11 protein-coding genes are annotated in these 16,308 nt (G+C 47.6%); all 11 read right to left on the bottom strand.

All coding sequences use genetic code 11. The annotated features are described in order from the left end of the window. Window positions 1-121: 121 nt before the first annotated feature. Complete coding sequence (locus tag RJ47_RS10415) at window positions 122-1,699, bottom strand: alkaline phosphatase (protein WP_039483692.1); 1,578 nt, start codon at window positions 1,697-1,699, stop codon at window positions 122-124. Window positions 1,700-1,865: 166 nt separating this feature from the next. After that, the gene (locus tag RJ47_RS10410; protein WP_039483690.1) at window positions 1,866-3,755 is read right to left on the bottom strand and encodes a BCCT family transporter; all 1,890 of its coding nucleotides are present in this window, start codon (window positions 3,753-3,755) and stop codon (window positions 1,866-1,868) included. A gap of 115 nt (window positions 3,756-3,870) precedes the next feature. After that, the gene (locus RJ47_RS10405; RefSeq protein ID WP_038138962.1) at window positions 3,871-4,224 is read right to left on the bottom strand and encodes a hypothetical protein; all 354 of its coding nucleotides are present in this window, start codon (window positions 4,222-4,224) and stop codon (window positions 3,871-3,873) included. A 176-nt stretch (window positions 4,225-4,400) separates the two neighbouring features. Beyond that, entirely contained in the window at window positions 4,401-5,330 is a 930-nt protein-coding gene (locus RJ47_RS10400) for a ChaN family lipoprotein (RefSeq protein ID WP_039483688.1), read from the bottom strand. A 79-nt stretch (window positions 5,331-5,409) separates the two neighbouring features. After that, window positions 5,410-6,231 carry a 23S rRNA (guanine(745)-N(1))-methyltransferase gene (gene rlmA, locus RJ47_RS10395; protein ID WP_038138957.1) on the bottom strand — a complete coding sequence of 274 codons (822 nt, stop codon included), beginning with the start codon at window positions 6,229-6,231 and terminating at the stop codon, window positions 5,410-5,412. Between the two features lie 95 nt (window positions 6,232-6,326). After that, on the bottom strand, window positions 6,327-8,363 hold the full coding sequence (locus RJ47_RS10390; protein WP_039483686.1) for a methyl-accepting chemotaxis protein: 2,037 nt from the start codon (window positions 8,361-8,363) through the stop codon (window positions 6,327-6,329). Window positions 8,364-8,684: 321 nt separating this feature from the next. Next, the gene (locus tag RJ47_RS10385) at window positions 8,685-10,382 is read right to left on the bottom strand and encodes an NAD-dependent malic enzyme (RefSeq protein WP_039483684.1); all 1,698 of its coding nucleotides are present in this window, start codon (window positions 10,380-10,382) and stop codon (window positions 8,685-8,687) included. Between the two features lie 73 nt (window positions 10,383-10,455). After that, complete coding sequence (locus tag RJ47_RS10380) at window positions 10,456-11,898, bottom strand: SLC13 family permease (protein ID WP_039483683.1); 1,443 nt, start codon at window positions 11,896-11,898, stop codon at window positions 10,456-10,458. Between the two features lie 222 nt (window positions 11,899-12,120). Next, window positions 12,121-13,479 (bottom strand): sigma-54-dependent transcriptional regulator, encoded by a 1,359-nt coding sequence (locus tag RJ47_RS10375; RefSeq protein ID WP_039483680.1) that lies wholly within the window; start codon window positions 13,477-13,479, stop codon window positions 12,121-12,123. Then, entirely contained in the window at window positions 13,466-15,217 is a 1,752-nt protein-coding gene (locus tag RJ47_RS10370; RefSeq protein WP_039483677.1) for a sensor histidine kinase, read from the bottom strand. The genes RJ47_RS10375 and RJ47_RS10370 overlap by 14 nt, the downstream gene beginning before the upstream one ends. A gap of 194 nt (window positions 15,218-15,411) precedes the next feature. Then, window positions 15,412-16,287: a D-hexose-6-phosphate mutarotase gene (locus RJ47_RS10365; protein ID WP_039483675.1), complete on the bottom strand. Its 876-nt coding sequence runs from the start codon at window positions 16,285-16,287 to the stop codon at window positions 15,412-15,414. Window positions 16,288-16,308 lie beyond the last annotated feature (21 nt).

The raw sequence follows: 16,308 nt of genomic DNA, 5'->3' as shown, positions 1-16,308 counted from the left end.
CGAAGACCTTAGTTATTGCTGGGTCTATTCTTATCTCTCCCTCGCTGAGAGTCAATCACTGCGCCGCAAACAAAAAAACGCCCCGAAGGGCGCTGAGTAGTGCAAGTTGGTGATAATCAGCTTAGTTAACCTGCTGTTTAATGAACTCACCCAGTTCTGAGTGGTGCATGATTTTGGAAACAGGCAGGATCTTTTCAGCGGGTCCCCATGCAAAAACGTTTACCGGAGTGTGAGTGTGTGTTCCTGTTCCCCAAACAATATTTTGCCCAGTAGCTTGCTCTCTTGCTAACAGGTTGCCACGGTCGTTGTATGGGAAGAAGGCGTCAAAGTCGTTGATCGCAGGGACATTCTCTTCCGCTAAGTACTTGTGTTGCGCAAGACGGTAAGGGTTTGGCTTGCTCGCCAGGACGTTTTCCGCTTGTTTTGCGGTAATCGGGAACGCGCTGTTTTGGTTCACAATCTCAGCCAGTTTCTGCGGGGTTTGCTGTGATTTGTCCAGCTTTTGGAATTGGCTGATCATGCCGTAGTAGCTTTGTTTTTGGTTGTATAATCCGTCTAGGATATCAAATGAGCCAAAGTTGAAGTTCGGTGCGTAGTCTCGCTTAGCAAAGGCTTCTCCAGAACGCTTTTGAGGCTTCGGCAAGTTTTGAGACGAGTAACTGAAACCAAACGATCCGGTTTCATGATCCGCAGTGACAATTACGATGGTATCGTCACGATCTTTGGCCCATTGGTATACCGATTCAACCGCTTCATCAAACTTGATCATTTCATGCAGCATGGTGCCTGCGTCATTGCTATGACCCGCCCAGTCGATTTGACCACCTTCTACCATTAAGAAAAAGCCGTCTTTGTCTTTCGATAGAACATCGATCGCTTTCTCAGTCATCTCTTTCAGGCTTGGCTGAGTGCGTTTTGTATCCGCTTTTTTGTTGCTGTATGCGATGCCGTCATCCATTCCTGAGTAGGAGAACAAGCCTAGCAATTTGTCACCGTTCGCATCATTGAGCATTGAGCGGTTGAAAGCCAGCTGGTATCCGTCTTGCTGAGCTTCGGTAAGCAGGTTGCGTTCATCTTTACGTTTTGATTTGAGGTAAACGTCACCTTGCGTCAGAGTTTGAAGCGCTTTGTATGTTTCCCCTTTGTCATTGGTGGATTTCGGGATCCAATGGCGTAAGCCGCCAGATAGCATGACATCCACACCTGTCGCCAGCATATCTGACGCAATTTCGTTTTCCAGTGAGCGGTGAGGTTGATGTGCAGCAAAAGCGGCTGGTGTGGCGTGGGTTAAACGAGTATCCGAAACCAGGCCAGTCGCTTTACCTGCTTTTTTCGCTTTTTCCAAAACGGTTTCAATGTGGTTGCCCTGAGAGTCAACGCCAATCACTTCCGAGGCGGTGTATTGACCCGTTGCAAGCATGGTGGCTGAACAGGCAGAGTCGACGACGATCGCGTCTTCAGGATGGGTGAGGGATGAACCAATCACACCCTCTTGAGCCAGTTTGTACAGCGCGGTTTTTTTACCGTTATAGATGGAGTTCGGCGCTTGATTGGCATAGGTCTCAAGCAGGCCAACTTGCTGGGGGCCCATTCCATCACCAATCATCAAAATCACGTTTTTGATTTCCGCTGAAAGTGCGTTGAACGAGAGCGTAGACGTTGCCACTGCGGCAATAACAGGTTTGATTAAGTGCTTCATTGAATTGTCCTTATTTGATAAGCGAGCTGATTAAAGCACTGGTTTGTGTCAACTGTGTTTCGTATTTATGTCATAAATATAAAACTGAGTATTTATTCGATTTTGATTGAAAAGAATGAAAAAAGCCTACGTTCAGTAGGCTTGAGTTAAGGAAGGCTAAAGAAAACTAGTTAGCGGCGTTGAGAACCACTTGATTGAACTCGCTTCGTGCCGTTTGCGCTTGTTCCGATGCTGCTTCTTTGGCATCTTGCGCTTTTGCGACGGCATCAAGCGCAGACTGAAGTTCGTCTTGCAGCTCTTGCGGCAGATGATGATCTGAAAATGCCTCTTCTCCATCATGTTCAAGAGCAAACGCACGGATGCGCTTTTTCACTTTCATCACGTTTGCCAATGCTTGACGTTCTTGTTCCGCCGCTTCTTGGGCTGCGTCACGGCTTCGCTCAAAACGTGCCAGTGCCATGCCTTCCAAAGACCAAGGGTCCATTTCAGGCAGCTCTTCGATATTGATGGTCGGTTCAACGTAATCCTCTTGATGGCGCAAGTCCAACGAGGTGGCACGAACGGCTGAAATCATCAGCATCACCGAGATGCCAAGCAGTGGTAGACCACCAACAATGGCGGCGGTTTGCAGTGTGCTTAAACCACCTAGGAACATTAAAACCGTCGGCAAGAACGAAAGAGCAAACGCCCAGAACATACGGTTCCAGCGCATCGGCTCCTCGGTGACGTTGTTTTGGACCACAGACGCCAAAATGTAAGAGATGGAGTCGAATGTGGTGGCAGTGAAAATGACGCAGAGTAGGGTGAACACCGCAATCACCAAGGTGCCCATTGGTAGCGCATCCAGCATCGAGAAAATGGCTTTGGTTGCCCCTTGTGTATTGAGGATGCTAACCACATCGAGCTCTCCTGATAGCTGAAGTGACAAACCGTAGTTGCCAAGTACCATGAAGAACAAAAAACAGCCCAATGAGCCAAAGAAGATAGAGCCCGACACCATCTGTTTGATTGTGCGGCCTCGTGAAATGCGAGCGACAAACAGGCCCATGCTCGGTGCAAAGACTAGCCACCATGCCCAGTAGAATATCGTCCAATCCTGAGGGAAATGTGTGTCATCAAAACTGCCATATCCCCCGAAAGGCTCTGCCCAAGTCGCCATGACGAAAAAGTTCGACAACATGCGGCCAATCGAGTCTAGACCGGTTTCCAGCATGAAAATGGTAGGACCGACGGCTAGGACAAAGGCGAGTAGGCCCATTGCACCCCAGAAGTTGATGTTGCTGAGGATTTTGATGCCTTTTTCCATCCCCGCATACGATGAGTAAGCGAAGATTGCCGTACAAACTAGCAGAATAGCAATTTGGCTAAGCGTGCTTTGCTCTATCCCGAACAAGAAATAGAGCCCTTCACCAATGAGCGGGGCAGCCAAGCCAAGCGTGGTAGCAGCGCCGCCAAGAAGACCAAAAATAAACAGAACATCCACCACTTTGCCCGCGGTGCCTTGGGTGCGCTCTTCGCCAATCACAGGCATGAGTGCGCTAGACACTTTGAGTACCGGCTGTTTTCGGACATAGAAGAAGTAAGCAATTGGCAGGGCAGGGATAAGGTAAATAGACCAAGCGATTGGCCCCCAGTGGAAGATACCGTATGTCGCGGCCCAGCGAACCGCCTCTTCGCTGCCAGGGTCTAGTTGAAACGGTGGGTTTTGGTAGTAATAGGCCCACTCGATACAGCCCCAGTAGAGGATACTTGCGCCGATACCGCCACAAAACAGCATGGCTGCCCAAGAAGAGGTCGCGAACTCGGGCTTTTCATCAGGGTCGCCAAGTTTGATTTGGCCCATGTCGCTAAATACGACATAAATCATGAAGAAGAAGGCAGTAATACCAAGTGCAAGGTACAAGAAACCGAGTTTGTCGGTCATGAAGGTTTTGGCGACAGCTATCCAATCGGCCCCTTGCTGCGGGAACAAAATGAGAGGGAATACAACGGCAAGCAGAAGGCCTATCGCACCAAAAAAGGTGGGCTTATCTATAAGCGAAAATGCGTTTTTCACGATCTTTTTCCATAAACAAAAACTGGTTGATTATGGAATGCGGCATGGCTCCTCAACAAACGTCATCGTTTGTCGATAAGAGCAATAATTCTAATCGGTTACAGCGTATACAGGGTTACAAAACAGCGAGTAGAATTCCGCCTACAGTTGCCGCTGCGGAAAGGAATTGCCCTGCCGTGTATGAACTATCGTCTTCCTCTTTTATCTTATCGGGGTGATCCATCCCGAGCGCGCCGTGTGCAAAAGACTCGACTTTATCGCCAACCGTCTTCTCGCTTTTGTCTACGTTAGACTCTTTGTCTATTTCCTGTAGAGCCGCCAAGAGCGCTTTGCCTTCTTCTGACAGGGTAACTTTGTTTTGCTCGACTTTCAGTGGTGTCGTAGGTTGTGCGTTATCCATCGGACGTGTCTGAGGCTTAATCTGCTGGGTAGTCGCTAGCTTTGCTGGCTCCATTCCTACTGGCGTCATAGTGAACTCCTTATACTGTCCTTAGCCAATGTATCGGCCGTCCTGTGAAAAACTTGTGCAAAATATGCGTAATTTGTATGAAATTCACACAAGCATAAAGTATGCCTGTTTGGCGGAAAGAGGAGACTGGAAGAAATGTTGACGGGCCACACGGTGAAATAGCCCGCCATAAGGCTTTAGCGACAAGTCAGATTGTCGTTGCGTCCCTTCAATTTTTGGTAGGCTTTCATGCGGTTTTCCATTTGTACATAACGAACCGGAGGCGCGCTCACCAACAAGCGGTAGTCGTCGCCACTGTCAGTGTCGGTGCTTGCCACCGGCGTAATCACCACAACATTTAGATCAGGGTTACGCTTTAAAATGGATGCTTTGGTTCCTAGACCAAGCTCAGTGTGGAACTTGCCTGCGATATGAACGACCTGAGTGCCAGGATGCTGCGCTAAATAAGAGACAATGCTTTCTGCCATGGTTTCATCCCATGTGACTTGAGCGGCAAATTGTTTCTCTGTTTGTTCTGGTTTGCCATGGTGCATTGAAGCCATGAACTTCTCTTTGTATGGCGAGTTTGAGGTATCGATGTCGCTGGCGAGGAATGAGCGCTCTTTGCTCGTCAGTTTATCGAGGTAATCGACACCTTGGCGTCCGATGCAGCGCACAATAGGCTTAGGTGCGTTGGCGGCAATGACGTCAAGGCCGCTTGTTTTGGCAAACTCAACCAATGGGCGATAGTCACTCTCGTAGTTTGGCCAAGCGTTGCCGTTATTGATTAGGACTTGCTCACCAATGGTCCCCGCGAGGTACTCATCCAGCACATTTTGTTTGTCGCGTGAGAATTGCTCCATAGAAAGGGCAATGGTTTTCTGCTCTTGCACCAATTGTCTCAATAGGTCGGTTTGAAAGCGATGAACACCTGCATGAGTGTGCCATTCACCGACTAAGATGACATCAGCGTTGGCCAGTGTTTTTGGCAGTTGAGTCAACGAGACCGGTTGAGCGTCAGGAGAGAGCAAGCTGTAATCATAGAAGGTAGTCGGACGCTGCTCTGGCGTGGTTGAGCAGGCTGTTAGGAAAAGAGTAATAAGCGAAGTCGCGAATAGAGTACGCATTAAAAAGCCTCCAGAAATTAGTGCGTGCATACTACTGGAGGCTTATTGATGTTTCAATAATAATGAGAATTATTATCCATTAACTCTGTTTGCGATAAACGCGCAACATGAAATCCGCCTCACATTCGTACAGTGTAGCCGATTGAAGTTGTTCTCTTAGTGTGTCTGAGGCTTTCCATGCGAACGGCGTCATCTGTAGCAGATCGTAAGCATCACCTTGAGCAAGTGGCATCACGTAGCTGAGCTTTTCTTCTCTCTCTAAGGTGAAACCTAAAATTTCTTCAGGGGCTTCACTATGAAGTCGCACATCTGAGTAGATCGCTTCGCGCAATTGGTAGAGGTGACGCGCTGCTGGTGTCACGGTGATTACAACGCCCTGATCGGTTACTACTCTCGCTAATTCTTCAGCGTTGCAAGGTGCATATATTCGTACAACGGCATCTAAGCTGTTGTCGGAAAAAGGCAGACGATGGCTCGAGGCGACACTGAACGCACAGTTTGTGTAGCGTTTTGCTGCATAACGGATGGCCACTTTCGAGATATCTAGGCCATAGGTTTGTGCATCGGGGTATTTTGCAGTTAAGCGCGTAGCCATTTCGGTAGTGTAATAGCCTTCACCGCAGCCGATGTCCAACAGGCTTGGCGCATCACTTTCTATAAATTCAGCACAAAGCTCAGCGACCTTTTGCTTCATCGGCTGATAGTAGTCCTTTTCCAAAAAGCGTCGGCGCGCTTGCATCATCTCTTTGTTGTCGCCGGGATCTTTAGAGCGCTTATGCTGTACTGGCATCAAATTGACGTAACCTTCTTTGGCTAAGTCAAAGGCGTGATTGTTGACGCAACGAAAGCTACGCTGTGAAAAGGAAAGTGCTTGATGGCATAGAGGGCACTGGTAGTTCATATCATGCTCAATACAGATGTGGGAGCGAGATTTTAACAAAAAGAGGCAACTGAGGCGAAGGAAAAAGAGCCGAATGACTTCGGCTCTTGATGAGGTTAGTGGAAGAAGTCAACTTGCTGCTTCAAGTCTTGCGCTTGCTTTTGAAGCTCTGCAGCACTCTCTGACGTTTTCGCACTGGTGTCTCGGCTTTGGCGGTTAAGTTCATTGATCGAATGCGCACTGGTCGCAATCTCTTGAGAGACTTGTGCTTGCTCTTCGGATGTCGCCGCAATCGCATCTGCTTGGGTTGCAATTGCTTCGACTTGGCTCGCGATGGCTTCCAGTGCATTGCCTGCTTCTTGGGCTTTATCCAAAACTTTATTCGCATTTTGTTGGCTTTGCGCCATCATATTGACCGCATTACTGGTTGACCCTCTTAATTTCTCGATAATGGAGACAACGTCTTGCACTGAGGTTTGAGTTCGATGTGCAAGAGTGCGCACTTCATCCGCGACTACCGCAAAACCTCGGCCTTGTTCTCCAGCTCTTGCCGCTTCAATCGCGGCGTTAAGTGCTAACAAATTTGTCTGCTCAGCGATTTCATCAATCATTTTGGTGACGGTCTGAATGCTTTCGCTATCAACATTGACTTGTTCAATAGCCGCAGCCGATTGATCGAGTTGATCATTCAATTGAGCGACGTCTATGCACACTCCCTCAACGACTTCTAAACCTGATTGGCTATCGGTATTGGCTGAGCGAACGTTTTCAGCAATGCTTTCCACTTGTTGGGCGACAGATTGAGCTGACGCAGCCATTTCTTCGATGGCGGTAACGACTTGCTCTACTTGTTCTTGCTGTAAGTCGGATTGGTCGAGATTGCGCTGTGCATCGCTTACCACGCTGGTGGAGTTTTGCTCTACTTGATCGCTGGTTGAGCGAATTTGGCCGACTAGATTGTCTAGCTGACTGGCCATGTTTGCTACACCAAGATTCAAGTTGTTGATCTCATTGCGTGATTCGCTGCCTGTTTTCGGGATGGAGATACTGACTTCACCTTTAGCAAGTCGACTCATATAACCATTGAGGATGGTCAGTGGTTTGAGTGTCTTGTTGAGCACGAGGGTAAGAATAGCAAATGTGCCAACAGCAACGATCAGAGAAATAATGACGATAATGTTCAGTAATGTGCGGCTGCCTTTTGTCACTTCGCTAATAAAAGTACCGCCTAGCAGTTTCCAATCCCACCCTGGCACCTCAATATAAACAAGGTATTTCTCACCAACGTTTCCATTGCTTTCATAAGGGTAACGGATCAGTCCACTTGTCTGTTCAAATATTTTGTCGAAGGGCTTATTGCCATTGTAGTCCTGAGTGTTTTGAATCGGTGGATCGGTTTCTTTGTTCTTCGGGTGCAGTAGGTAGCGCCCTAAGTTGTCTTTCGCATTGTCTAGAATAATGGTGTATCCGGTGTCACCCCATTTGACGTCTTCCAAAGAGGAAAACAAATTCTGAGTAGCGCGCTCTACGGGGAGTCCGATAAAGGTAATCCCGTTCACCTTGCCATGCACGTCTTTAAGTGGCGCGTAATAAGTAATGAAGCGTTGACCATACAGTTTTATCTGAGCGTAGTACGGCTGACCATTCATAAGCTGTCGATAACCAGGGTGGTCTTGGCCAAGTGTCGTACCTACAGCCCGATTACCTTGTGGGTCTTTAAGGGATGTGGAAACGCGAATAAAATCATTGCCCAGAGGCGCGAAGATGGTGGCAATTGCGCCCGTATCTCGAGTGAAACTATCCACGATATTGGTATCATTGATTAAACTTTCACTGTATTGGGTAATATTTGCAACCTGATGGCCTTGGAAATCAACGGTGTAATCTTCGATAAAAACGCCGGCAAGGTAACCATTGCGAAAAGTCGATTCCAGAACTTTCGCTGTATGCAGATACGCATTGAATTGTCCTGCGATGGTTTTGGCCATAGCCTCAACCTTGGACTGATGCTCTTTAAGGGTACTTTCAAGTAATACATCAGACGCATTGCGGTAAACCAGTACCGATATGCTTGAAAATGCGACCGCCAGACACAAGGTGATCACCAACTTGAGTTGGAAACCGACGCTTTGATTTCTATATTTTTGCAACATGTCGTGTCGTTCCTAGTATTTATAATTGATTGGTTATTATGGAATGTATGCTATCGACTTATATAAATGACTTAATTGATATTTATTAAGTAATTTGTCAAAAGTAGGGCGTTAGCCAACGGCTAGCTAGGAGTAGACCCGAAGAGGAAGTGCTTTATTGCATGAGGGTGGAAATTTTGCCTTGTGTATTTGTTGCGTCCACTGCTCAGTGGATTGTCCTTGAATTGACAAGGAATCCATCAGGTCTCTACAACGTAACCTCCTGATAATAAAACTTAGCCGTTAAGCGAGCAGGAGCCATGGTTGCTCCTGCTGTATGGGTTAGAACGATGTGCGTCGATAATGGCGGTATTGAGGTTGCCAGAAGGTAGTTTCAATCGCGTTGTTCAGTGCAGCCTCTGAAAGGGGAAGCGCCAACCCTTCCTCAATGGCTTGTTTTCCAACTGCGAAGGCAATGTGCTTACTTATCGCTTGTATTTCGTCCAGTGGAGGAAGTATTTCACCTTGGTTGCTTTCGCTATGTCCAGCGCACTCTGCCAAAGCTCGGCTTGCTGCCATTAGCATCGAATCACTGATGCGCGTTGCACTTACAGCCACAACGCCAAGTCCTACTCCCGGAAAAATATAACTGTTGTTACATTGGGAAATCACTCTTGTTTGTCGATGACCATGTTCATCGTAATACTCAACAGGTTCAAAAGGGCTGCCCGTTGCCACGATTGCTTTGCCTTTACTCCAGTTCAGAATGTTGTCTGGTGTACCTTCAACCCGTGATGTGGGGTTAGAAAGGGGTAACACAATCGGTTGGTGTGCGTTATTGCAAAGCAGTTCTATGGTGGTTTGATCAAACAGTCCAGGTTGTCCGCTGACGCCAATGAGTATGCTTGCACTACTTTGCTCGATGACATTGTGTAAGGTCAACGCTTGTTGATTTGACCATGTTGATAAGTCGGCTTTTTTCTGTACTAACGTGGTTTGAAATTCAGCCAAGTGACGAGTGTCTTCGGTAAGGAGTCCTTCACGATCAATCATAAAGAGGTTTTTTGTCGCGACTTGCTCAGTGACACCTTCAGCCATCATTTGACGGATGATTTGCTTGGCAATGCCGCATCCAGCGGAACCAGCACCGACAAAGACAATGCGTTGATCAGAAAGCCTCTCATTTTTACGCCGACATGCGGCCAGCAGGGTGCCAACCACGACGGCGGCGGTACCTTGGATGTCATCATTGAAGCAACAAAGTTGATCTCGATATCGCTCCAGAAGAGGAGTGGCGTTTGACTGGGCGAAGTCTTCGAATTGCAGCAGCACATTTGGCCAGCGTCGTTTCACTGCTTGGATAAATGTGTCGACGAACTCTTGGTATTGGTCTGCTGAAATTCGTGGATGACGCCACCCCATATACATAGGGTCGGAAAGCAGTTCGCGATTATTGGTACCCACATCAAGAACGATCGGTAAGCAGTGAGCTGGGCTGATCCCACCGCATGAGGTATACAGCGCCAATTTGCCAATAGGGATACCCATGCCACCAATGCCTTGGTCTCCTAATCCAAGAATCCTTTCACCATCGGTCACAACTATCACTTTGATGTTTCGTTTGGTCGCGTTTTGGAGCATGTCATCAATTAAGTGCTGCTCGGGATAGGAGAGCAGTAAGCCACGCTTGCGGCGATAGATTTTTGAGAATTGCTCACACGCTTCTCCGACGGTCGGGGTGTAGATGAGTGGCATGATCTCTTCGAGATGTCGGTTGATCAAGTGGTGGAAGAGGGTTTCATTAGTGTCTTGAATGTTGCGCAGATAAATGTGTTTCTCTAGTGCGGATTGAAACGAGCATAGTTGCTGGTAGGCACGTTCCGATTGAGATTCTATGGTTTCTACCGTATGGGGTAGGAGTCCTACCAAGTTGAACTCTTGGCGCTCTTTTCGTGTGAAAGCACTGCCCTTGTTGAGAAGTGGGGTTTCAAGCAGAGCGGGCCCAGAAAATGGAATGTAGAGAGGGCGTTTGTCAGTCATAGTTGGTTACATCTTTGAGCTAGGAAGGTGCCTAACTGAAACGCTAGGCACCTTGAGTGGGACAATTTCGCTGTTATAGGTTAAATATCAGTGGGAGTAGCGTGATACTTGCAATAGTGATCAGCGCGATGGCGACGATATTGAGCAAGAAGCCTGCACGAATCATGTCGCCCATTTTCAATTGACCCGAACCAAAAACAATCGCATTTGGTGGTGTCGCGACTGGCATCATGAAGGCGCAACTTGCGGCGATCGCAGCCGGAATGACCCACACCATCGGGGTGCCAGTAATCGACTCCGCGACAGGACCAAGGAGTGGTAGAAACCCTGCTGCAGTTGCTGTGTTGCTGGTGATTTCGGTTAGGAAAGTGATCAGAGCCGTGACAATCAATATGCCCATTACCAGTGAAATGGTATCTGCGCCTTGAATTTGCAGAGCAATGTACTCAGCAAGTCCAGATGACTTAATTTTGGCTGCCAAAGCTAGACCGCCACCAAATAGAATTAAGATACCCCAAGGCACACTTTTCGCCGACTCCCAATCGAGTACACGTTGGTTGCTGCCCGATTTGACCGGAAGGGCGAACAGTAAGATCGCTGCCATCATTGCCACTCCCGTGTCTGATAGACCAATTCCCGTTGCCTTCGCGATGTAAGGACGGAAAATCCAACCGAGTGCAGCGAATGCAAAGATGAACAATACTTTCTTCTCGCCCGCTGACATTGCGCCTAGCTTGTCGAGTTGGTCCTTAAACACGGACTTAGAGCTTACCTCGCCAGTTTGATCGACTTTGTAGCTAAATTTGGTCAACCACAGCCAAGTGAATACCAGCAGCACTATAGAAAGAGGCAGGCCAAGCATCATCCATTGGCCAAAACCAATCTCAATGTTGTAGCTATCGGATAAGTAAGCCGCCATCAACGCGTTTGGTGGCGTACCAATGAGGGTGGCAATACCACCGATGCTAGCGCCGTAAGCAATCGCGAGGAGCATCGCTTTGCCGAACTGATTGTTGTTCGGGTCGCGGTCGGTAACGATCTTAATCACCGACAGGGCGATAGGGAGCATCATCACTGCGGTTGCAGTATTCGACATCCACATTGATAGAAACGCCGTGACCAACATAATCCCCAATACCTGAATGCTGGGTTTGCTGCCTGCGTAGAGCATGGTTTTGAGGGCTATTCGACGGTGTAGGTTCCAACGCTCCATGGCGATAGAAATGAGAAATCCGCCCAAAAATAGGAAAATTAGCGGGTGAGCATAAGGCGCGGCGACCTGTTTGATACTGGCGATGCCAGCTATAGGGACCACAACCAGAGGGAGTAGTGAGGCGGCGGGAATGGGGACCGCTTCCGAGATCCACCAACTCGCCATCCAAAATGCTAAACCTGCAGTGCGCCAAGCATCGACACTTAGCCCTGCTACAGGCGGTTCCATCACTAGGGTCGCGAGCATAACCAAAGGTCCGAGGCATAACATGAACCATGGTGTTTTTTTATTATTTTCACTCATTCTTTCATCCTTTAATAACACCAATATTGCACTTGGTGAGAGGTTTTAAATAGGCTGCTGCTTCCGAGCAGACCTCCTGTAGTGCAAGAGTGTTGCCAGATTGTGAAAATAATATTTATTTTAATTAAAACATGTACTTGTGTGTCATTTGGTTTGTCGATTTCGATTCTTTGTGCGGATTTTCACACAAATATAAAAGTGTATTTATCACCTTTTCCACACTCAAGGTGTGATGAACTTATTGCGTTCTATACCGTATTTGGACACTTTATCGTAGAAGGTTTTCCGTGGCAGTTTTAGCAACGAGAGCGCCTCTTTGACTGACCCTGAGGTTTGACTCAAGGCTTCCTCAATCAGTGCGCATTCATAAAAGGCGACCTTCTCTGCAAGCGACAGATCATCCGCTGGCATTTCTAACGCGCTGGTTTGGCTTAGCTCCAGTGGTAGACCGAGTAAAACATGCCTCTCTGCAATGTTCCTTAACTCGCGTACATTACCGGGCCAGTCGTAGCGCATGAGTTGTTCAAGCTCTTCACTTTTCAATGATCTTAATGGTTTATGAAATCTTCCGGCGGCTATCGAGCTAAAATGCCTAAACAAGAGTGGAATGTCTGCTTTGCGTGCCCTGAGAGGCGGGATATGAATGGTAACGAGATTCAAGCGATAGTAGAGATCCGAGCGAAAGAGTCCTTCGCCTGCCATCGCTAATAAATCGACCTTGGTAGCGGCGACAAATCGAATATCAAGATTGATCGCTTTGTTGCTGCCTACGGGGGTCACTTTGCGCTCTTCGATGACCCGCAGGATCTTAACTTGCATAGCCAGTGGCATGCTTTCGATTTCATCGAGAAAAACGGTGCCTCCTTGGGCAAATTCAAGTTTGCCAATGCGATTAGCATCCGCGCCTGTGTAGGCACCTTTGCGGCTGCCAAAGAGCTCGCTCTCTATTAAGTGCTCGGGCACGGCTCCACAGTTGATGGCAACAAAGTTTGCTTTGCAGCGCTGCTCGCTATGCTCATGGAGATAACGCGCGACCATCTCTTTGCCTGCGCCAGTTTCCCCTTGAATTAATACATCAGTCGGGGTGTCGACGACCGTATTGAGAAGTTGCATCATCTTTTGCATTTCGGGCGTGTCACCGAGAATTTGTGGTCCCGTTTTTGCGCTCTTTAGGTAGTTTTTTAAATGGCGGTTCTCTAACACCAGTTGCCTTTTTTCTACCGCTCTGCTCACGCTGTCGAGCAAGGTTTCATTGATTGGTTTTTCGAAAAAATCGTAAGCACCTTCTCTAAGTGCTGTAACTGCGATTTGCACGTCGGCATAGCCAGTCAGCATTATCACCGGAATATCGGCGTCGATGGTTTGAATCTGCTTTAGAACGTCTAAGCCATGCAGTTGAGCCATGTTGAGATCGGTAATGACGATACCATCAAAATCTTTGTTGATGGCTTTCAACGCATCTTCACCGCGCTCATAAGCTTGAGTCAGGTAGCCTTCAATGCTGAGAAGTTGAGATAGAGAATCACGAATGATTTGCTCATCGTCAATAATGATGATGTGGGCTTGTTTAGTCGTTGGCATCTGTTTTTCTTTTTAACCTCAATGTGAAGGTTGCCCCTTGATGGTCGGCGTTGTTTTGAGCGGTGAGAACGCCACCAAATGACTCGATAATGTTCTTTGATATCGCTAAGCCTAACCCCAGGCCAATGTCGGATTTGGTGGTAAAAAAAGGTTCGAAAATAGACTCGATGGTTTGTAGATCGATACCTGTTCCAGTATCCGAGAGGGTTATGTCTACCCACTCCCCATTTTCTTGGGCTCGAAGAGTAATACTTTTTTCATCGCTTTCAGCCATGGCTTCTACGGCATTAGAGAAAAGGTTGACTAACACCTGCTCGAATTTGAGCGTCTCACCCCAAACCTCATAGCTAACGGGTTCGATGTCAGCCGTAACGTTCTGATTGTTAATCTTGGGGCCTACAACGATAAGGGCATTGTTGATACAGGTTTGTAGTGAGCACCAGCCTAGCTGATGTTCACTGGCACGACTAAATTGCTTGAGCTGGGAGACGATGCGGTGAACTCGTGTAATTAGAGATTCAAGCTTGGCGATATTTTCACAGGCTGGTTCGACCATACCCTTGCTTAGCATCCGTTTGGTGCTAACTAAGTAGGTGCTCATCGCGCTAAGAGGTTGATTGATTTCGTGGTTAATACTCGCCGATAGTTGGCCAATGGTCGCCAGTTTGGTTGATTGAACCAGTGCATGATGGGCTTGTTCTAGCTGGTGGGTGCGTTGAGTGACCTCTTTCTCCAATGAGTTGCGGGTATAAATAAGTTGTCTGTAGCCCGCCAATCGGCGAAAAACGAAAATGCCGACTCCTATCACTGTGAAATAGCTGAGTGTGGCGAGTATCAAAGCGACTTGTACTTTTTGATGAGTTTGGCTTATCGGTCTCAACACCACTAACGTGAAGTCGAGTAAATCTAGCTGTGTTTCGCCAAATACGTACCGGGATTGAGTGTTTGGTGAGTGCTCAAGCCACCATATGTTACCATCAAGGTAGGCGGTGGATTCTTGGGAATTTGGGATTCGTTGCTGCTTGAGGTCAAGGTATCGATAGGTCGCTTGAATGTCTTTCCAAGAATAATCTTCGCTCTCCCTAAGTTGTTTTAACCGCCAGTAGGGGTGGTTAGAGATAAACACGACTTCATCTCGGCCGAACACCATAAACTTGGTACTGGTTTCACCAGCAAGCCATTCAGTATCTTGCTCAAACTTGTCGATATCGACTTTGACCGCAATCGCTCCGATGATTTCCTCCTCGCTGTAAATCGGAGCCGAGAAGAATATACCTCGCTCTCCAGAACGAAGCCCAAGAGCGTAGTCGACCCAACGTTTTCCTTGCATCGCTCGATAGAAGTAGGGGCGAAAAGCGTAGTTGGAACCAATATAGCTGTCGTTTGAGTTGTAGTTACTTGAGGCAATCACATCGCCAGCGGCATTGAGCACATAAACATCGCTCGCGCCGCTGGTTTTCTGTATGTCGCTTAACACTTTGCTCAGCGCCAAAGCAGCGGTGTCCTGCTGTAGGGCTTGCCGGATTCTGTAGTGGCTAGTCAACAGATCAGGAATGTGCTCATAACGCTCGAGTTGAGTGTTGAAGTATTGCCCAACATTGATAGCTTCCATTGAAACCTGTTGGTTCAAACGCTGTACCCAATATCGCTCTGTGGCAAAAGCGGTAATAATCAATACAAGGACCAACCCTAATGATAAAAGGGCAATCCAGCTATAGAGCTTACGTGGCTTATACATTCATTCGAATCCGTCCGAATATAAGAAAAGTGGCACCTGGATATACGGAACAGGTAACCTATATTGAGGCAAAGTATAATGACAAGAATATAAAGAGGAACGCGAAAAAAAGATAGGCGTATATTGTTACGTCTTGAGAATGAGCTTGGTGGAAAAGAAAGGCAGGTTGTTCGACCTGCCAATCAAGGAAAAGATTATGCTGAGATTTTGGTGATTAGTTGATGACGCTCACCAGGCTGTAAAGTCTTACCTTGCTCGAGACTTGGAGCATGCAGAGTCGATTCCACACATAGGAAGGTTTTATAGCCATCGTCTTGCATGTCACCCATGCTTTCTGCGCCTGCCGCCCATGGATTCCAAAGTACAGCAGAGTTATGACCTTGGTTTTCAACGCTGATTGTACGGGTACCATCAGCAACATTGATTACCGATTCAGGCTTGGTGTATACGCGGTCGATGGTATCAGTCAGGACTAGTTCGTCACCGCCTTGGCAAACTTTATTGTCGAGAAGGCTATCGATGTACTCTGCGCCCATACCTGTGGTTTTAGTTGTTTCAATGTCAGCAACGTTTAGGTAGGTATGAAGTGCGCCAGAGAATGTCCAGGGTTGCTCGTCGGTGTTAATGACATCTAGAGTTACTTTTAACTCATCACTGATTTCAACCAATAAGTGAGCTTGGAACTGGTGCGGCCAAACAGAGAAAGTGGATTCTGATGTCATCAAACCGAGTTCAATAATCACACCGTGTTCATTTTCTCGGTGTTCAAGCAACGTCCACTCGCTGTTGCGTGCAAAGCCGTGAGCGGGTGCTGCAATGCGTCCAAACCAAGGCCAGCAGACAGGAATACCACCTCGAAGAGCCGCCTTTCCATCAAAGATTGCTTGTTCGCTCATCCAAATCAGATCTTCTTGACCTTCAGGCTTAAATGAAATGACATGCCCGCCGTGTAAAGCGATACCAGCTGTTGCTTTTTCATGGATGACGCGAACAACTTTAACTTGGTCAACTTCAACGATCGTGACGTTGTCCGATAGTACAGTAAGGGCAGGGAGAGTTTTCAAATCCATGTATGTTTCCTATCGCAGGGA

The sequence above is a fragment of the Vibrio sinaloensis genome (genome assembly GCF_000808535.1).
In the GTDB taxonomy this organism is placed as follows: domain Bacteria; phylum Pseudomonadota; class Gammaproteobacteria; order Enterobacterales; family Vibrionaceae; genus Vibrio; species Vibrio sinaloensis_D.
Note: the sequence above shows the minus strand (reverse complement) of the source record. Positions and strands in the feature narration are given on the sequence as shown.